This is a genomic window from Bradyrhizobium sp. USDA 3311, assembly GCF_054062495.1.
Genome location: NZ_JBSSFI010000001.1, coordinates 4,719,145 through 4,736,395, shown reverse-complemented (window position 1 = coordinate 4,736,395; position 17,251 = coordinate 4,719,145). Strand labels below are relative to the sequence as shown.

The following is a 17,251-nucleotide window of genomic DNA, read 5'->3' as shown; positions in this document are numbered from 1 at the left end:
ACCTACTCCGCCGCCTGCGCGTTGATCTCCGCCGAGACCTGGCGGATGGCGCGGGCGAGCAGGTTCGGGTCCTGCGCACCGGAGACGGCGTATTTCTGCGCGAAGACGTAGGTCGGCACGCCGGAGATGCCCTTCTCGGCGGCTTCCTGCGCGTCGGCCGAGACGCGCGCGACGTCCTCGTCGGTGGCAAGGCGCTTGCGCACGTCGTCGGCATCGAGGCCGACATCGGCGGCCGCCTGCACCAGCACGTTGACGTCGGTGAGGTCGCCGCCATCGCGGAAGTAGAGCTCCATCAGGCGCTGCTTCATCTCGGGCGCCTTGCCGATCGCTTCCGCCCAGAGGATCAGGCGGTGACAGTCGGTCGTGTTGGGCTGACGTGCGACCAGCTCCGGCTTGTAGACGAGGCCCTCTTCGCTCGCGGCCGCGACGACGCGCCCCGCAATGCCCTTATAGGCCTCGACCGAGCCGAACTTCTGGGTGAGATAGTCCTCGCGGCTGATGCCCTCGCGCGGCACCCACGGATTGAGGAAAAAGGGGCGGAAATTCAGCCTGACCGGAACGTCGGGCACGAGCGCCAGCGCGCTTTCGATGCGATGCTTGCCGATATAGCACCACGGGCACACCACGTCGGAGACGACGTCGATCTGGAGCGGTTTCAGCGTGCTCATGTCAGGCGCCTCCTTCGGGCACTTTAAGGGTTCGCCCAAAGATAGGCCGAACCCGGCCCGAGGCAAGAGCGCTATGTCATAGCTGCTGCCATCTGCTTCAGCCGCTCCGCGGTACGCTCGTCGGCCGGAAAGAACGTCTCCAGCGCAAGCTCCGACAGGGTGATGTCCACGGGCGTGCCGAACACCATGGTGGTGGAGAAGAAACTTAGTATCTCGCCGTTGTGGCGCAGCTTGAAGGGGATGGCGACATTGTCGCTCGACAGCGGCGCCGAGCGTGCCGGGATCGGGTAGCTCTTCAGGTCGTTGTAGAGCTTGATCAGCTCCGGATCGGCCGTTGCCTCGCATTGCCGGTGCAGCCGCTCCAGCAGATGCCCGCACCACTCCGCGAGATTGACCGTGCGCGGCGCCAGCGCCTCGGGATGAAACGCGAGCCGCAGCACGTTGAACGGTTGGCCGAGCAGCCGCTGCGGAATGCCGTCGAGCAACGGCGCCACCATGCGGTTTGCGGAGACCAGGTTCCAGTGCCGGTCCACCGCGAGCGCCGGATTGGGCTCGTGAGCCTTGAGGACGAGGTCGATCGCCTGGCGGGCTGATTTCAAGGCGGGATCCTCCAGCGCGCGCTGCGGAAACGCCGGCGCAAAGCCGGCGGCGACCAGCAGCACGTTGCGTTCGCGCAAGGGCACGTCGAGACGTTCGGCGAGCCTCAGCACCATGTCGCGCGAGGGCGCGGCGCGGCCGGTCTCGACGAAGCTCAGATGCCGCGCGGAAATCTCCGCCTCGCCCGCCAGATCGAGCTGGCTCATCCGGCGGCGCTGACGCCATTCGCGCAAATGGTCACCGATATGGATCGGCTGGCTGCGTTCGGCGTGCGCCGTGGATGCATGTGCGTTCATGGTCGAAAACCTAGCACGCGGATTTCAGCCCTTCCATTACCCGCGAGGTAATCGAATTGGCGCTTGAGTTCCTGAAATCGCTGGATTGCCGACGCGCGTCGATGTCCGCGCAATGGTCATGCAAGACCATTGCCGGGCATTTCCTGGGCCGTCTTCCGGCGCGCCCACGGCGGCCTCGAACGCGCAGCCTGCACCGTCCGAGCGCCACCGGCCGATAAGTCCCGCGACAGGTGCAGAATGACTACTGCGACCGATCCGACGTCCACCCCTTGTACTCGGCGACATTGTCCCGGGTCACAAGTTTCGACGGCAGGAGTTCGACGGTCGATGCCGGCTTCTGGCCATTGAGAATACCGACACCGACCTGCACGGCGCGCCGCGCCATGAAGAACGGATCCTGTGACGCGGAAGCCTGGATCTGTAGCGATGCGGGATCCTTCAGCGCGGCCTCGATGTCGGGCGCGCCGTCCACCGCGGTGATGACGATGCCGGTGCGGTTTTGCTGGCGCGCTGCGAGGTCGGTGCCGATCGCCTGCGGATCGTTGATGGCGAAGATGGCGTCGATCTTGGGGAAGCGGGTCAGGTAACCCTGCGCAACGGTGAGGCCGCCCTCGCGCGAGCCCTTGCCGTCCTGGTCGTTGGACAGCACCTTGATGCCGGGATTCTTCGAGAAGACGTTCTTGCAGCCGACGACGCGGTCGATCACGGCGGAAACCTGCGGCCCGTTCTCGATGATGACGTCGCCCTTGCCTCCCAGCTTGTCGACGATGTACTGGCAGGAAATCTCGCCGGCCTGGACGTTGTTCGTGGTCACGGTGGCATCGGCGCCTTCGGCCGCGGTGTCGACCGCGACGACGACGATACCCGCCGCCTGTGCCTTCTTGATTGCCGGTCCGATCGCCTTGGGGTCGCCGGGGTTCAACAGGATCAGGTCGACGCCGGCGGCGATGAAATTGTCGATCTGGGTGACCTGCTTGCCGAGGTCGTATTCGAAGCCGACCGTGGTGACCTTCACATTGGGATTGGCCTTCTTGGCCTCGAACTCGGCGCCCTTCGACAGCGCGACGAAGAACGGGTTGCCCAGCGAGCCGAGCGAAACGCCGATCGACTTGAGCTCCTTGGCGAAGGACGGCGCGGTGCTTAGGGCAAGCACCGTCGCGGCGCCGGCAAGCGTGATCGTCTTCAACATTGGCTTCCTCCCTGGTCTGTCTTCATCTCCGGCACGGCTGACCAGTTGCCGTACCGGAATCTCATATCGAACCACCCGCGCTCAGCTGCGCGCCGCACCTTTCAGGTTCTGGCCGAGCCTTGCAACCGGTAGCGGTCCAGCGCCACGGCGCCGATGATCACCAGGCCCTTGATCACATATTGCCAAATGTCCGAGACGCCGGTGAGGATCAGGCCATTCGACAGGACCGCGATGATCAACGCGCCGACCAGCGTGCCCCAGATCGAGCCGATACCGCCGACGAAAGAGGTGCCGCCGAGGATCACGGCGGTGATGGCGTCGAGTTCATAGGACTGGCCGAGTTGAAGACCGTTGGCCGCATAGAGCCGCGCCGCCTGCATGGCGCCGCCAAGTCCGGCCAGCAGCCCCGACGCGCCGTAAACGAAGATCAGCACGGCCCAGACCTTGATGCCGGCAAGCCGCGCCGCGCTCTCGTTGCCGCCCACCGCGTAGATGTGCACGCCGAGCACGGTCCGGCGTAGCACCAGCCACGAGACGAGGATGACGAGCAAAGCGATCACCGAGAGCCACGGGATCGAAGCAACGCCCGGAACGAGCGTCAGCGAGCCGTTGCCGATGAAAGCGTAGGGAATGGAAGGATTGAACACCGTGGTGTCGGCGCCGAGCAGCCGCGCCAGACCGCGCACGGCGGTGAGCGAGCCCAGCGTCACGATGAACGGCGGCAGGCGCAACAGCGCGATCAGCGCGCCATTGACGACACCGAAGCCGAGGCCGGTGAGAACGGCGGCAGGCAGCCACAGCGCCCCGAGCTCCGGCAGTTTCGAGATCGTCAGGCCGGCCATCGCGGACGCCGCCAGGATCGAGCCGACCGAGAGATCGATGCCGCCGGTCAGGATGACGAAGGTCATGCCCGCGGCAAGCACGGTGTTGACGGCGGCCTGCTGCAAGACGATGCCGAGATTCTGTCCGGTGAAGAAACGGCCATCCGACAGGTAATGAAAGCCGGCGCATAGCAGCAGCAGCACCGGCAGCATGCCGGCCGCGCGGATCAGAAGCCTGATGCGCTGACGCCTGGTCTCCTGGGCGGCGGCCAGGCCGTTTGCCGTGGCGGCCTTCGCCTGCGTCGATCCGTTATCAGGCATCGAGATGCTCCATCCCCGTAGCAAGTGCCATGATATCCTCCTGATTGAGCGGCGCCGTCTCGGTTCGGCTGACCTCGCCTGCGATATGTCCCGACCGCATCACGATGACGCGGTCGCAGATGCCGATGATCTCAGGCAGGTCGGACGAGATGACGAGGATCGCGGTGCCGGCCTTGGCGAGATTGTCGATGATCGAATAGATTTCCGACTTGGCGCCGACATCGACGCCGCGCGTCGGCTCGTCGAGGATCAGGATCTTTGGCGCGATGGCGAGAAGCCGCGACAAGAGCACCTTCTGCTGGTTGCCGCCGGACAGGCCCCCGGCCGGCACGCCGACATTGGCCGCGCGGATGCTGAGCCCCGCGAAGGCCCTGTCGGCGCGCTCGCGCGCCTTGTCACCATCCAGGAACCAGCCAAGCTTCGCATCGCGCCCGAGCACCGCGAGATTGATGTTGTCCAGGCATGACATGTCGAGAAACAGGCCGAGCGCCTTCCTGTCCTCCGTCAGATAGGCGATGCCGGCCTCGAGCGCCTCGCCGGGCGTGCGGATGTCGATCGGGCGGCCTTCGAGTTCGAGACGGCCCGACGTTTTTGCCGCCGCGCCGATGATGAGATGCGCAAGCTCCGTGCGTCCGGCACCGATCAGGCCGGCAAGCCCCACTACCTCGCCGGCATGCACGGTGAGCGAGCAGCCCTTGACGCGCCGGCCGTCAGACATGTCGATCGCACTGAGCACAGGGTGTCCCCGCCCCGCCTCCGGGTCATGGTCCTTCTTGTAGAAAGAGGAGACGTCGCGCCCCACCATCAGCCGCACGATGGTATCGGCCCGGATTTCCGGCTTGTCGAGCGAGCCCACGAGACGGCCATCGCGCAAGACGGTGACGCGGTCGCCGAGCGCGTAGACCTCGTCCATGCGATGCGAGATGTAGATGATGGCGAGCCCCTCGGCGCGGAGCTGACGGATCAGCGCGAACAGCCGTTCGCTCTCGCCGGCCGACAGCGCAGTGGTCGGCTCGTCCATGATCAGGATTTTCGACCTCGCGTGCAGCGCACGCGCGATCTCGACGAGCTGGCGCTGGCCCATCGACAGATGCGCCACCAATGTCGATGGCTGGAAGTCCGCGCCCAGCCGTTCCAGGATGGGGCCGACGCCCTGGCGCATGGCGCCGCGCGCCAGCAAGCCCGAGCGCGAGATCTCGCGGCCGAGATAAATATTCTCCGCGACACTGAGATTGGGAGCCAAAGACAGCTCCTGATAGATGATGGAGATGCCCGCGGCGCGGCCGCCGAGCGGGCCTTCGATCCGCACCGGCCTGCCTTCGATGCGGATCTCTCCGCCCGGATCGGGCCGGTAGGCGCCGGACAATATCTTCATCAGAGTCGATTTGCCGGCGCCATTCTCGCCCATCAGGGCATGGATTTCGCCGGGATAGACGGTGAGATCGACGGCACGCAGCGCCTTGATGCCGAAGAAGCTTTTCGAGACCCCGCGCATCTCGAGGATCGGATCGTTCATCGTGCCTCCCGACGCACAATGCGTTTCCCACCCGCGTCTCGTTTTCTCAGCGCGGTTCGCGCATTAAACAAAACGCCGCGGCACAGGGCAATACCGAACAGACGGGAAAGCGAAATCGAAACGGCGCTAGCGGCGTGGCCGATACAGTTCGCGCCAGGCGGGAAGCCGATCGGCATAGGCATCGACGAGCACGCGATCAGGCTCGAACGTCTCGACGCGTCGCGGCGGCGTGCAGACGGCGTCGATTGCCTCACCCGTGACAGCAAGACGCCCCAATCTTGCCGCACCGAACGCCGCGCCGGTTTCACCTTCGGCAAAGCGATGGATCGGAACATTCAGAACGCTTGCCAGCACCGACAACCAGAACCGGGACCGTGAACCGCCTCCGATGGCATCGGCTTCCGCGACCGCAATGCCGGCATCCGCGAGCACGTCGCGGCAATCCGCGAGCGCGAAGGCAACGCCCTCGAGCACGGCCTGCACGATCGCCTCGCGATCGGTGCCGTGGCTCAAGCCATCGAGCATGCCGCGCACGGCAGGATCGTCGTGCGGTGTCCGCTCACCCGCCAGGTAAGGCAGGAAGCTCACCGGCGAGGGCATCTGCGGGCGCGACCCAAGCGGTGCCAGCAATTCCGCCTCGGCAATGCCGAACAAGCGCGAAATCCAGGCAAGACAGGAGGCCGCGGAGAGAATCGCGCCAGCCTGAATCCACATTGCGGGAATGGCGTGGCAGAACGTATGCACCCCGCGATCCGGGTTGGCGGCGATCCTGCTCGTCGGCACCAGCAAGGCGCCCGAGGTTCCCAGCGAGATGAACGCGGTTCCCGCCCTGATCGCGCCAATGCCGACGGCACCCGCCGGATTGTCACCCGCACCGCCCGCGAAGGTCGGCCGTCTGACCATGCCCCAGCGTTGCGCGAGCTCGCTGCGCAATGTTGCCGCGGGCGCGCAGCCCTCGACCAGTCGCGGCATGTGATCGCGCGACAGGCCGGTCGCGGCCAGTGCTGCATCCGACCAGTCCCTGCGCGCGGCGTCGAGCCACAGCGAGCCCGATGCGTCCGAGACATCCTCGACGGCTTCGCCCGTCAGGACCAGGCGCAAATAGGCCTTCGGAAGCAGGACGCGTTTCGTCGCGGCAAAAACCTCGGGCTCGTGCGTCGCAATCCAGAGCAGCTTTGGCGCGGTGAATCCGGGCATCGCCTTGTTGCCCGTCGTCGCGCGCAAGGCGGGCCAGCGTTGCTCCAGGATGCGGCACTCGGCGACGGACCGCCCGTCGTTCCAGAGGATACAAGGCCGCAGCGGTCTTGCGCTCGCGTCGAGCAGCGTGGCGCCATGCATCTGGCCCGACAGTCCGATGCCTTCGACCACGGCCAACGCGCCGGCATGCGTCGCCTTCAAGGCATCCAGCGTGGCGAAGGTCGCCTCGACCCACTGCGCGGGATCCTGCTCGGAGTAGCCGGGCCGCGGCGAAGCGGTCGCGAGCGGCCGGCTTTCGCTGGCAATCACGCGCTGCGCGGAGTCGACGAGAACGGTCTTGACCGCCGAGGTGCCGAGATCGATGCCGAGATACATGGATGCGTACAATTGCCGACGCCGGATGGACGACGGCGGTCGGATGGCCCAATCAATCCAAGAAGCCTGATCGCGTCAAGGCAGGCTCTGCCATTCGTCGATCTCCAGGCCGAAAGAGCCGCAGAGCCGCCCCGCTTACCTGCGAGGTAATCGAATTCGGCGTCGCTGCGGCGCATCTTCCCTAGCACAGGAGATGACCATGATCGCGCTGCTGCTCTACCGGACCGTTGCAGACCACCTTGTTCCCTGGGCCATGGCGCTCGCCACCCGCATGCTGGCGCGCAGCCTCAACATGCCCGAGCCGCTGGTGCATTCGACCGGCGACTATGTGGTCGCACAGGTGCTCGCCTTCGAGCACGGCGTCGGCAGGAGCCTCTGCCCGTTCCGCATCGCCCGCCTGCTCCGCGCCTGGTGGCGCGGACTGCGCTGAATTCCCCCCCAAGATTCCACCCCCAAGCCCAACCCAAGCAAGGAGACCTACGATGATTGACGCATCCACCTTCCTGCGCCGCGCCCTGCTCGCCGACGTGATCTTCAGCGGCGCGGCCGCCCTTGGCTTCACTTTCGGCGCAGGCGCCTTCGCAACGTTGTTCAACCTGCCCGAAGCGCTGCTGCGCGAGACCGGCCTGTTCCTGATCGCCTACACCGCGCTGGTCGGCTGGCTTGCCGTGCCCAGGCGATCGCCACCGGTGTGTTCGCCGAGCTGCAATATGTGGGATTGCGGAAGAGCGGGCGCGTCGTGGCGGCGTGAGGCCGCATCCGCTGCTGTCGTCGCCCGGTTTAGCCGGGCGACCCAGTATTCCAGAGACGCCTGAGGGATACGGAGAAGCCGCGGCGTACTGGATGCCCCGCTTTCGCGGGGCATGACACCGCGATGAACGGCTACGCCCGCGCGCTGCCGTTGGCCTTGCCGACGGCGTGGCCGTTGAGCTTCTTCTTTTTGACGGCCTTGGCGCCTGCCTTCTTGGCCTTGGCTTCCGTGCGCGCCTTCACCTTGGCGCGTTCGGCCCGCTCCTCGGCGCGCAGCTTCTTGCGCTTGGTCTCGCAGGAGGCGCATTTGCAGCCGATCGGCTTCAGATAGGCTTTGAAGTAGTCGGTGCCGTAATCGTAGTTGATCTCGTCGCCCGGCTCGATGTTCTTGATGGCGCGGATGAAGACCTTGCGCTCGCGCGGGCGAACGTCGGACTCGGCGTTGGGCCGGCAGGAATGGTTGATGTAGCGGGCGAGGTTCTTGCGCACCGAGCCGTCGATGGTCCAGCGGCCGTTGAGCTCGAACAGATATTTGTTCTCGATCTCGTCGTGCGCAGGGATCCGCGAGTCCAGGATCGGTCCGAAATAACGGATGATCCGGGTCCCCTTCTTGATCGGTTTGGTGGCGAAGAGGCCGAGCCCGGTCTTGGAGCGGCCGACGCGATAAGGTTTGTTCGACGAAATGGCTGGCATGATCTGGAGAACGAGGACGCGAACAAGGCCGGACGGGCCCAAGCGAAGCCGCTCTTCTAGAACGATTCCGCGCCGCTGTCAGGTCTCAGGTAGGCCTGTTTGAACCTTGCCCACAATCAAGACGTCTGATGGTACGGAGTTCCCGATGCATCAAAGCCTCATGATGACCCGCATCACCACAACGTGCCTGGCCGTGTTGCTGATGTGCACCGTCCTTGGTGGCGCAAACGCCCAATCCGTGGGCAGCACGTACACTTCGACGGCGCCCAAGGACTGCCGCCAGCTCGGAAAGCCCAGCGAGCTCGACGGCAGCACGACGCGTATGTGTCCCGGCAAAGATGGCCTGATGGTGCTGATCGCCGAGGACGATCTTCGCGAGATCGTCTCGGTCGGGCGCAATCGCAAGGAAGCGGCCGAGGAACCGGCGGCCAAGATCTGGTTCGCCCCGTTCAATTCATCCGAGACCACCGTCGAGTGGCGCGCCGCCGGCCAAAAGCCGTTTGCGATCATCCAGCGCTGGCACATCGCCGACGGCAGCGATCCCGACAAGCAGGGACGGCCGAACACCAAGGCCATGCTGGTCGTGACACGGCTGCCGCCGGGCCCGGTCTGCCATGTCGCCTATGTCGATGCGATCGCCAACCCGAACGCCAATGAGCTCGCGCGCAAGGCCGCGGACGATTTCGCCCGCGGCTTCACCTGCGGCAAGGACGAGGTGAAGGTCATCGGCACGCGCGGCCGCGCCGTCGAGCTCGCGACGATGCGGTAGGGGCTGCGCCCGATCGAAGGCGCTATGTCGGCAACTTCGCTGTAATCGGCGCCGTCAGCATCACCTCAAGCAGCCGTTCGGCCGTCGTCCCCTCGGGCAGCCGCTCCAAAATATCCTTGAGCCGCCCGTCGAGCAGCAGCGTGGTGAAGCCGTGCACCATCGACCAAGCGCGCGCGATCGCGGCGCCCTGGTCGAGCGTCAGCGCGTCGCCGCTGATCTGCTCCTGCCGCATCGCGCCGATGGCGTTGGCAAGTCCGGCGAAGGAGGCTTCGGCAGCCTCGTGCAGCGAGGGCCTGGAATAGTCGAGCCGCTCGGTGCGGAACATGATGCCGTACATGCCGGGATGGGCCTGCGCATAGGCGACATAGGCTTTCGGCCGCGCCAGCGCGCGCGCGAGCGGCGTGGTCGCGGTGTCGCAGGCTGACGCCATCGCCGCGTTGAACTGGCGGAAGCCGACGGCCGCGAGCTCGCTGAGAAGGCCGGTGAGATCGCCGAAATGATGGGTCGGCGCAGCATGCGATACACCCGCCTCGCGCGCCACCGCGCGCAACGTCAGGCCCGCAAGCCCGTCGCGCTCCAGCACCCGTTCGGCGGCCTGGAGCAGCGCCTCGCGCAGCGCGCCGTGATGATACGGCGCCTCCGTCTTCGCACTCGCCGCACGGCGCACCGGGCGCGATGCCGCGGTCGACGTCGTTCTTCTGGGGGCACGCGAGCTTCGCGCCGTTTCGCCTTTGGTGTCGGTCTTGGCCATTTGCAAGCTATATGACGCAATATTGACAGTGTAAAGATTTCACTTGACCAGAACTGCCGACGCGGCTAATTGATCTTTACGATGTAAAGATAAGGGGGCACGCCGTGCAGCACGACGCCATCGCCGAGCGCCGCAACAATATCGCGCCGATTCCATTCGAGGCCGACGCGCCCTTCCTCAAGATCATCGGCGAATTGCCGCGCGAGCTGAACGGCACGCTCTTTCGCAACGGCCCCAATCCGCAATTCGACGCGCCCGGCGCGCACTGGTTCGTCGGCGACGGCATGCTGCACGCCTTCCACCTCGAGAATGGCCGCGCCAGCTACCGCAACCGCTGGGTCCGCACGCCGAAATGGCTCGCCGAGCACGACGCGGGCCGCGCTTTGTTCGGCGGCTTCGGCCGCAAGCTGCCGGATGCCCCGGCTGATCTCACCGACGGCGGCGTCGCCAACACCAACATCATCTTCCACGCCGGCAAGCTGCTGGCGCTGGAAGAAGCGCATCTGCCGACCGAGATCGAGCCGGGCACGCTGGCCACGCGCGGCTATCACAATTATCGGGGCCGCATCGCCGGCAGCTTCACGGCGCATCCGAAGGTCGATCCCGTCACCGGCGAGATGCTGTTCTTCGGTTACAACGCCGCGGGACCGCTGACGCCTGCCCTCTCCTACGGATCGATCGATGCCGCCGGCAAGGCGACGCGCTTCGAGCGGTTCGAGGCGCCCTATGCCAGCATGGTGCACGACTTCATCGTCACCGCGAACCATGTGCTGTTTCCGATCCTTCCCATCGCCGGCAGCATGGAGCGCGCGATGAGCGGACGGCCGCCCTATGCCTGGGAGCCGGACAAGGGCGCCTATGTCGGCGTGATGAAGCGCAACGGCACGGCCAAGGACATCGTCTGGTTTCGCGGCGAAGCCTGCTACGTCTTCCACGTCATGAACGCGTGGGAGGACAATGGCCGCATCATCGCCGACGTCATGCAGTTCGAGGAGGCGCCGCTGTTCCCGCATCCCGACGGCCGGCCGACCGATCCGGAGAAATCGCGCGCCCGCCATTGCCGCTGGACCTTCGATCTCTCGGGGAATACCGATCGCTTCCAGCAGACGTACCTGGACGACCTCACCGGCGAATTCCCGCGCATCGACGATCGCCGCGCCGGGCTGAAGAGCCGTCACGGCTGGTACGCCTGCGCCAATCCAAAACTACCGATGTTCGGCGCGCTGTCCGGCATCGTCCATGTCGACGGCAATGGCCGGCGGCTCGGCCACTATCTGCTGCCGGCCGGCGACACCATCTCCGAGCCGGTCTTCGTCGAACGGTCGAGCGATGCAGCCGAAGGCGACGGCTGGCTGCTCGCCGTGGTGTGGCGCGCGCGGGAGAACCGCAGCGACCTCGCCGTGTTCAACGCCACCGACATCGAGGCCGGCCCCGCCGCATTGGTGCAGCTCGGTCACCGCGTACCCGACGGCTTTCACGGCAATTGGGTGGGAGCGGCGTAGCCGTCATTCCGGGGTGCGACGAAGTCGCGAACCCGGAATCCATTTCACCGCGTGCTCTGCGGCTCGACGGATCCTCAAACACGCAATTGCGCACCGTAGCTCGACGCTTCGCGTGCCCCGGAATGACGGAAAGAGGAGTTTCCCATGCACATGCCCTCGATCACCGCCGACTGTCTCGCCGTCCTCGCCCTGGCCTGCGCCGCGCTCGCACTCTGGATGACCTGGCTGTGGCGGGGCAGCCATGGCACCTTCAACGGCGGCATCTTGCTCTCCGCCGGCTTCATGACCGGCTGCGCGCTGCCGCTCCTGTCGCGCCTGCCCTGGGCGGAATTGGCCGCGGAGGCATCGGACCAAGTCGTTGCAGGCCTTCATCTTTTGGAGGTCGCCTACGTGATTTTGACACTGTAAAGATATTGCTTGACCCACGCGCACCCCTGAAGTAGGAATCTTTCCATTGTAAAGATCGGCTCGACCGAGGCGGCCCATGACGATTTTCCTGATCCTCGCGCCCTACGGCGCCTACACCTTCCTGATGCTGGTGACGTCGGCCACGGTCAGCGTCTTCGCGGCCTCCGCGATCTGCCTCGCCACCGTGGCCATCGACGTGGCGCAGGGCCGCTCGGTGAAGATCCTGGCTGCGGGCTCGGCGATCGAGTTCGCCGCGATCGGCCTCTACCTCGCGCTGCTCGACCCCACGCTCGGCACGCTCGGCATCAAGCTGTCGGTCGATGTCGGCATCTTCGTCATCTCGCTCGGCTCGATGCTGGTCCGCCGTCCCTTCACCCTGCAATATGCGATTGAATCGGTCCCGGCCGAGACCGCGGCGATGCCCGGCTTTCTCTATGCCAATTACGTCATCACCGGCGCTTGGACCGCGGCGGCGCTGCTGATGGCGGCCGCCAATCTCGTGCTGCTCTACGTCCCCGGGCCTGCCGCTCTGGTCGAGCCTTGCGGTCGCCTTCGCCGCCCGCAACAGCGCGATCTACTTCACAAAATGGTATCCCGAGTATCGCCAGATCAAGTACGGTACGCCGGCCGCCGCGCTGCCCAACGCCCGCTGAACAGGATCGACGATGAAGGACGTATTCGCCCGCCTCGCCTCCGACTTCCTCTCCGCCATCGTCTTCCTTGTCGTCTACCTCATCACCGACAACGTCGTCCTGGCAACGTCGGTGGCGATTGCCGGTGCGATCGCGCAGGTGATCTACGCCCGCGTCAAGGGGCAGCAGCTCAACTACATGACCTATGCAAGCCTCGCGCTCGTCGTCGTGCTGGGCACGGTCACGCTACTGACCAATGATCCCCGCTTCATGCTGGCAAAGCCCTCGATCGCGCATTTCGCGATCGGCGCCATCATGCTCAAGCGCGGCTGGATGCTGCGCTACATGCCGCCGATCGTCGCTGAGACCGTTCCGGAATATGTCACCGCTGCGGGCTATGCCTGGGCGGCGCTGATGTTCGTGATCGGCGCCGGCATGATCGCGGTCGCCGCTACGGGCGATCTGAAGCTGTGGGCGTTCTACATCACGGTGGTCGCGGGCGGCGCCAAGATCCTCGCCTTTGCCGTGCAGTATGTCGTGCTCCGGCTCATCGTCACCAGCCGCCGGCGCGCCGCGGCCCGCGCCTAAATGCCTCCAATGCAGCGTTAGGCAGGCGCGCCGAGTTGGGTTATAGGCTCGCTCAGGACTGGCCGCGGATCGTCGCGGCCCGCCGGGATTTGTTCGGGAGACGGGAATGGCCGTAGACGGCAACTGGAATCTGACCATGACGACGCCGATGGGCGAGCGCAACTCGACGCTCAGCCTGAAGGCCGCGGGCGGCACGCTCACGGGCGCGCAGGTTGCGGAAGGTAACTCCGCCGAGATCTTCGACGGCAGCGTCTCTGGCGACAACGTCTCCTGGAAAGTCTCGATCGACAAACCGATGCCGCTCACGCTCGAATTCAGCGGCACCGTCTCCGGCGACAGCATCAGCGGCGAGATGGGCATCGGCCCGATGGGCAGCTTCCCGTTCACGGGCGCGCGGGCGTAAGGCCACGCAGCCATGCGCGTGCTCCGTTTCATCGCGGCGGCGATGCTGTGCGTCGTCACACAAGCAGCGCGCGCGGATGACACCGAACCGGCGTGGCGCGCAAGCGCGCTCGCCATGGTGCCGGCGGGCTTTGTGGCCGGCACCGCCTATCGGACCGACGGCTCGACCGGTTACCTCGCCGTTTATCCCGCGACATCGAATGATCCGAAGACGCCCGCAAGCGTGTTCGCCGCACGCCAGGCGCTCGTGGTCACACTGACGCCGGATGCGACGCGCGCCGTCTCAGCCGAGCTGAAGCCGCGCACCGGGCCGGACCCGGACAACGACGACACCGATTTCGCAAAACTGCACGCCGATCTCGCCGCCAAGCGTTCGTCGCTGCTCGACGGCACCGAGCCCTGCGATCTCGGCGCCTGGTCGATCGACAAGGACCCGAGCGGTCTCAACGTGCGCGCCGAGCCGTCAGTGAAGGCGCGCGTGCTCGGCACGCTGCCGCCGCCCTACCGGCTCAAGCTCGGTGGCAGCGAGAACACGCCCGACGGCGGCTGGCTGACCGAATTCCGCATCATCGGATTCAAGGACGGCTGGTTTCTGATCGAAGGCGCCAAGCCGCCGGGCAAGGACTACGAGGACGACAAGAGATATCCGCGCAGCGCGCCAAAGCCCTATGCCGGGCGCGGCTGGGTAGCCTCCAACAAGGTCGGCGCCGCCTATGCCAACGGCGCCACGCGCATGGGCGGACTGTTCCAGGCGCCCTTCGTCGATGCCAAATGGATGCCCGCCCAGCGCGAGCTCGGCGGCGCGATCGATACCGACGGCGGCCCCAAGCGCCTGCTCGCTTGCAGCGGTCTCTGGGGCCTCGTCGAGAGCCACGACGGCGTCCGCGGCTGGTGGCGCTCGCTGTGCTCCAACCAGGTCACGAATTGCAGTTGAACTCTTCCCCCTCGCTGCGCTTGCGGGGACGCGACGAGCTTCGCTCGCGCTGAGAGGGTTGGAGTGAGGGGGAGTCTCCGCGAGGACGGTGACAGTTGGACTCGTGGAGAGTCCCCGTCACCCGGACTTTGCGCGACGCGCAAAGTCCGACCTCTCCCCGCAAGCGGGGAGAGGTGAAGAGCTAGCCCAAATTCAACTCCTTGAAGAAATCATTCCCCTTGTCATCGATGATGATGAACGCCGGGAAATCCACGACTTCGATGCGCCAGATCGCTTCCATGCCGAGCTCGGGATATTCGAGCACCTCGACCTTCTTGATGCAATGCTCGGCGAGGTTCGCCGCGGCGCCGCCGATCGAGCCGAGATAGAAGCCGCCATATTTCTTGCAGGCCTCGCGCACGGCCGGCGCGCGGTTGCCCTTGGCCACCATCACCATGGAGCCGCCCGCGGCCTGGAACTGGTCCACGAAGGAATCCATGCGGCCCGCGGTGGTCGGACCGAACGCACCGGAGGCATAGCCCTCCGGCGTCTTGGCGGGGCCGGCGTAGTAGACCGGATGGTTCTTGAAGTAGTCCGGCAGCGGCTCGCCCTTCTCCAGCCGCTCGCGCAGCTTGGCATGGGCCGAGTCGCGCGCCACGATCATGGTGCCGGTCATCGAGACGCGGGTCTTGATCGGATATTTCGAGAACGTCGCCAGGATGTCCTTCATCGGCTGGTTGAGGTCGATCTTGACGACCTCGCCGCCGAGCGCCTCTTCGACCTGCGGCAGATATTGCGCCGGGTTGTGCTCGAGCTCCTCGAGATAGACGCCGTCCCTGGTGATCTTGCCGAGCACCTGGCGATCGGCCGAGCAGGACACGCCAAGCCCGATCGGGAGCGAGGCGCCATGGCGCGGCATGCGGATCACGCGCACGTCGTGGCAGAAATACTTGCCGCCGAACTGCGCGCCGACGCCGAGCGACTGCGTCATCTTGTGGATCTCTTTCTCCATCTCGACGTCGCGGAAGGCGTTGCCGTCGGGCGAGCCGTGGGTCGGCAGCGCGTCGAGATAGCGGGCCGACGCAAGCTTCACCGTCTTCATGCAGAGCTCGGCCGAAGTGCCGCCGATCACGATGGCGAGGTGATAGGGCGGGCACGCCGCGGTGCCGAGCGTGAGGATCTTTTCCTTCAGGAACGCGAGCAGGCGGTCCTTGGTCAGGACGGAAGGCGTCGCCTGGAACAGGAAGCTCTTGTTGGCGGAGCCGCCGCCCTTCGCCATGAACATGAACTTGTAGGCGTCGTCGCCCTCGGCGTAGATCTCGCACTGCGCCGGCATGTTATTGGCGGTGTTCTTCTCCTCGTACATCGAGAGCGGCGCGACCTGCGAGTAGCGCAGGTTGCGGCGCAGGTACGCATCGCGCGCGCCTTCCGACAGCGCCGCCTCGTCGTCACCGTCGGTGATGACGTTGCAGCCCTTCTTGCCCATGATGATCGCGGTGCCGGTGTCCTGGCACATCGGCAGCACGCCGCCGGCCGCGATGTTGGCGTTCTTCAAGAAGTCGAGCGCGACGAACTTGTCGTTCGGGCTCGCCTCGCCGTCCTCCAGGATCGCGCGGAGCTGCTTCAAATGGCCGGGGCGCAGGTAATGGTTGATGTCGCCGAAAGCCGCCTCCGACAGCGCCCGCAGCGCCTCGCGCGACACCACCAGCATGTCCTTGCCCAGGACCTTCTCGACCCGGATACCCTCGGACGAAATCTTCTTGTAGGGCGTCTCGTCCTTGCCCAACGGGAACAGCGGGGTGTGCTTGTAGGGCGGAACGGGCTTTGCGGGGTCGGGGAAGGCGGTGGGAGCGTTCATGGAGCGAATCTCGGGGTTTTGGAGCCCTCGCGCGGGCCCCTGGCATAGAAGCGTTCTAAGCTTTTTTGCCGTAAAGGGAAGGCGTTCCGGCGCGGTCGGGGCATCCCATTCGACGTCATGACGGCCCTTTTTCGGTCACCGTCGGCCGCCCGCAGGCGGTGATGATCGTGCCCGGCAGGCCTTGCGTCCACCCCTTGCGCTCGGCGCGCGACGAAGGTTGAATGCGCGCCCTAAGGGGCTTTTCATCATGATTTTCGAACCGAACTTCCGCGGCGCGATCCTGGTCGCCGCCGCCATCACCGGCCTTGTGACCCTCGCCTCGCCTGCCCGCGCGGACCAGTGCGATGACATCGCAAAGCAGCTTGCGAGCGGCATCGACAGGCTGAAGGTCAACTTCAAGGCCGCCAACATCATCTACCTCACCCACCCGGCGGCGAAGGAGCTCTCGCTCGGCTGCCGCGCGCAGGGGCAAAACTATTCCAACGAGCTCTATGCCAAGGGCGACCGCAAGCCGACGCCGCAGTTCTATGACCTCGTCGCGTCCGCGGCCGCGATCATCTTCACGGTGCCGAAGGACGACACCGCGAAAGGCGCGACGCGCTGCCTGAAGCGCATGGGCCTGCTCCGTGGCGACAAGGTGTCGATGCGCTTCAAGCGCCTCAACATGGATTGCTCGCGCACCAAGACGGAAGCCTCGATCGCGATCACGCGTCCGAAGGACGAGTAGGCCGGCGCGTCTGCCGCAGGCCTCGCGCTTTCCGCAGGCGCGACTCGCGTGTGTCGTAACGTCGCCCGCTGCATACTCCGTCATTGCGAGTCCCTCCGCGGAGACAGACTGGATTGCTTCGCTGCGCTCGCAATGACGGATGAGAGAGTTGGCGCCCGTTGAAATTGCACAATGACAGGCGCGAAGACGCCTCCCACCGCACCAGATCCCTCGCATTTTAACGATTGGCTTGAGGGAAATTTCGCTCCTCGCAGGACAGACTCAATTGTTTCCATGTG

General features: G+C 65.7%; 17 protein-coding genes and 2 pseudogenes. 10 read left to right on the top strand and 9 right to left on the bottom strand.

Annotated features, from left to right (window positions below; all coding sequences use genetic code 11):
• Window positions 1-2 precede the first annotated feature (2 nt).
• From ACVWW6_RS22395 to xylB, 6 genes are all read right to left on the bottom strand, one after another.
• Window positions 3-668 (bottom strand): DsbA family oxidoreductase, encoded by a 666-nt coding sequence (locus tag ACVWW6_RS22395; protein WP_456681389.1) that lies wholly within the window; start codon window positions 666-668, stop codon window positions 3-5.
• 71 nt (window positions 669-739) lie between these two features.
• Window positions 740-1,561: a helix-turn-helix domain-containing protein gene (locus ACVWW6_RS22390; protein WP_028173321.1), complete on the bottom strand. Its 822-nt coding sequence runs from the start codon at window positions 1,559-1,561 to the stop codon at window positions 740-742.
• Between the two features lie 241 nt (window positions 1,562-1,802).
• Window positions 1,803-2,750: an ABC transporter substrate-binding protein gene (locus ACVWW6_RS22385; RefSeq protein ID WP_028173320.1), complete on the bottom strand. Its 948-nt coding sequence runs from the start codon at window positions 2,748-2,750 to the stop codon at window positions 1,803-1,805.
• Window positions 2,751-2,851: 101 nt separating this feature from the next.
• Entirely contained in the window at window positions 2,852-3,892 is a 1,041-nt protein-coding gene (locus tag ACVWW6_RS22380; protein WP_011088527.1) for an ABC transporter permease, read from the bottom strand.
• On the bottom strand, window positions 3,885-5,408 hold the full coding sequence (locus tag ACVWW6_RS22375; RefSeq protein ID WP_028173319.1) for a sugar ABC transporter ATP-binding protein: 1,524 nt from the start codon (window positions 5,406-5,408) through the stop codon (window positions 3,885-3,887). The genes ACVWW6_RS22380 and ACVWW6_RS22375 overlap by 8 nt, the downstream gene beginning before the upstream one ends.
• Before the next feature lie 126 nt (window positions 5,409-5,534).
• Entirely contained in the window at window positions 5,535-6,980 is a 1,446-nt protein-coding gene (gene xylB, locus ACVWW6_RS22370) for a xylulokinase (RefSeq protein WP_028173318.1), read from the bottom strand.
• A gap of 199 nt (window positions 6,981-7,179) precedes the next feature.
• On the opposite strand from xylB, the gene ACVWW6_RS22365 reads away from it, so the two are divergent.
• Window positions 7,180-7,410, top strand: a complete 231-nt coding sequence (locus ACVWW6_RS22365) for a hypothetical protein (protein ID WP_182872579.1) — start codon at window positions 7,180-7,182, stop codon at window positions 7,408-7,410.
• Between the two features lie 52 nt (window positions 7,411-7,462).
• A pseudogene (locus tag ACVWW6_RS22360) lies at window positions 7,463-7,731 on the top strand (hypothetical protein).
• Window positions 7,732-7,862: 131 nt separating this feature from the next.
• Here ACVWW6_RS22360 and ACVWW6_RS22355 read toward each other — a convergent pair.
• Window positions 7,863-8,423: an SET domain-containing protein gene (locus ACVWW6_RS22355; RefSeq protein WP_011088531.1), complete on the bottom strand. Its 561-nt coding sequence runs from the start codon at window positions 8,421-8,423 to the stop codon at window positions 7,863-7,865.
• Window positions 8,424-8,586: 163 nt separating this feature from the next.
• Here ACVWW6_RS22355 and ACVWW6_RS22350 point away from each other — a divergent pair, with 163 nt between their 5' ends.
• On the top strand, window positions 8,587-9,192 hold the full coding sequence (locus tag ACVWW6_RS22350; RefSeq protein ID WP_430640428.1) for a hypothetical protein: 606 nt from the start codon (window positions 8,587-8,589) through the stop codon (window positions 9,190-9,192).
• A gap of 22 nt (window positions 9,193-9,214) precedes the next feature.
• Here the strand turns inward: ACVWW6_RS22350 and ACVWW6_RS22345 are convergent, their stop codons facing one another.
• A complete protein-coding gene (locus tag ACVWW6_RS22345; protein ID WP_028173314.1) occupies window positions 9,215-9,943 on the bottom strand; it encodes a TetR/AcrR family transcriptional regulator in 729 nt (242 codons plus the stop codon).
• Between the two features lie 104 nt (window positions 9,944-10,047).
• Between ACVWW6_RS22345 and ACVWW6_RS22340 the strand changes: the two genes are divergently transcribed.
• From ACVWW6_RS22340 to ACVWW6_RS22315, 6 genes and pseudogenes are all read left to right on the top strand, one after another.
• On the top strand, window positions 10,048-11,445 hold the full coding sequence (locus ACVWW6_RS22340; RefSeq protein ID WP_182872086.1) for a carotenoid oxygenase family protein: 1,398 nt from the start codon (window positions 10,048-10,050) through the stop codon (window positions 11,443-11,445).
• A gap of 144 nt (window positions 11,446-11,589) precedes the next feature.
• The gene (locus tag ACVWW6_RS22335) at window positions 11,590-11,853 is read left to right on the top strand and encodes a hypothetical protein (RefSeq protein WP_161534343.1); all 264 of its coding nucleotides are present in this window, start codon (window positions 11,590-11,592) and stop codon (window positions 11,851-11,853) included.
• A 76-nt stretch (window positions 11,854-11,929) separates the two neighbouring features.
• Window positions 11,930-12,506 (top strand): annotated as a pseudogene (locus ACVWW6_RS22330) (hypothetical protein).
• 12 nt (window positions 12,507-12,518) lie between these two features.
• A complete protein-coding gene (locus ACVWW6_RS22325) occupies window positions 12,519-13,073 on the top strand; it encodes an inner membrane-spanning protein YciB (RefSeq protein ID WP_011088537.1) in 555 nt (184 codons plus the stop codon).
• Between the two features lie 106 nt (window positions 13,074-13,179).
• Window positions 13,180-13,476 carry a hypothetical protein gene (locus tag ACVWW6_RS22320; protein ID WP_011088538.1) on the top strand — a complete coding sequence of 99 codons (297 nt, stop codon included), beginning with the start codon at window positions 13,180-13,182 and terminating at the stop codon, window positions 13,474-13,476.
• 12 nt (window positions 13,477-13,488) lie between these two features.
• On the top strand, window positions 13,489-14,409 hold the full coding sequence (locus ACVWW6_RS22315; RefSeq protein WP_060908191.1) for an SH3 domain-containing protein: 921 nt from the start codon (window positions 13,489-13,491) through the stop codon (window positions 14,407-14,409).
• Window positions 14,410-14,590: 181 nt separating this feature from the next.
• Here ACVWW6_RS22315 and ACVWW6_RS22310 read toward each other — a convergent pair whose 3' ends face one another.
• Window positions 14,591-16,246: a fumarate hydratase gene (locus ACVWW6_RS22310; protein ID WP_060908192.1), complete on the bottom strand. Its 1,656-nt coding sequence runs from the start codon at window positions 16,244-16,246 to the stop codon at window positions 14,591-14,593.
• A 247-nt stretch (window positions 16,247-16,493) separates the two neighbouring features.
• On the opposite strand from ACVWW6_RS22310, the gene ACVWW6_RS22305 reads away from it, so the two are divergent.
• Window positions 16,494-16,973 carry a hypothetical protein gene (locus ACVWW6_RS22305; protein ID WP_182872088.1) on the top strand — a complete coding sequence of 160 codons (480 nt, stop codon included), beginning with the start codon at window positions 16,494-16,496 and terminating at the stop codon, window positions 16,971-16,973.
• Window positions 16,974-17,251: the final 278 nt, after the last annotated feature.

Coding starts and splice junctions, on each gene's coding strand:
- ACVWW6_RS22315 (WP_060908191.1), top strand. CDS start 13,489: ATGCGCGTGCTCCGTTTCATCGCGGCGGCGATGCTGTGCGTCGTCACA.
- ACVWW6_RS22345 (WP_028173314.1), bottom strand. CDS start 9,943: ATGGCCAAGACCGACACCAAAGGCGAAACGGCGCGAAGCTCGCGTGCC.
- ACVWW6_RS22320 (WP_011088538.1), top strand. CDS start 13,180: ATGGCCGTAGACGGCAACTGGAATCTGACCATGACGACGCCGATGGGC.
- ACVWW6_RS22335 (WP_161534343.1), top strand. CDS start 11,590: ATGCACATGCCCTCGATCACCGCCGACTGTCTCGCCGTCCTCGCCCTG.
- ACVWW6_RS22355 (WP_011088531.1), bottom strand. CDS start 8,423: ATGCCAGCCATTTCGTCGAACAAACCTTATCGCGTCGGCCGCTCCAAG.
- ACVWW6_RS22380 (WP_011088527.1), bottom strand. CDS start 3,892: ATGCCTGATAACGGATCGACGCAGGCGAAGGCCGCCACGGCAAACGGC.
- ACVWW6_RS22385 (WP_028173320.1), bottom strand. CDS start 2,750: ATGTTGAAGACGATCACGCTTGCCGGCGCCGCGACGGTGCTTGCCCTA.
- ACVWW6_RS22395 (WP_456681389.1), bottom strand. CDS start 668: ATGAGCACGCTGAAACCGCTCCAGATCGACGTCGTCTCCGACGTGGTG.
- ACVWW6_RS22375 (WP_028173319.1), bottom strand. CDS start 5,408: ATGAACGATCCGATCCTCGAGATGCGCGGGGTCTCGAAAAGCTTCTTC.
- ACVWW6_RS22350 (WP_430640428.1), top strand. CDS start 8,587: ATGACCCGCATCACCACAACGTGCCTGGCCGTGTTGCTGATGTGCACC.
- ACVWW6_RS22325 (WP_011088537.1), top strand. CDS start 12,519: ATGAAGGACGTATTCGCCCGCCTCGCCTCCGACTTCCTCTCCGCCATC.
- ACVWW6_RS22390 (WP_028173321.1), bottom strand. CDS start 1,561: ATGAACGCACATGCATCCACGGCGCACGCCGAACGCAGCCAGCCGATC.
- ACVWW6_RS22310 (WP_060908192.1), bottom strand. CDS start 16,246: ATGAACGCTCCCACCGCCTTCCCCGACCCCGCAAAGCCCGTTCCGCCC.
- ACVWW6_RS22305 (WP_182872088.1), top strand. CDS start 16,494: ATGATTTTCGAACCGAACTTCCGCGGCGCGATCCTGGTCGCCGCCGCC.
- xylB (WP_028173318.1), bottom strand. CDS start 6,980: ATGTATCTCGGCATCGATCTCGGCACCTCGGCGGTCAAGACCGTTCTC.
- ACVWW6_RS22365 (WP_182872579.1), top strand. CDS start 7,180: ATGATCGCGCTGCTGCTCTACCGGACCGTTGCAGACCACCTTGTTCCC.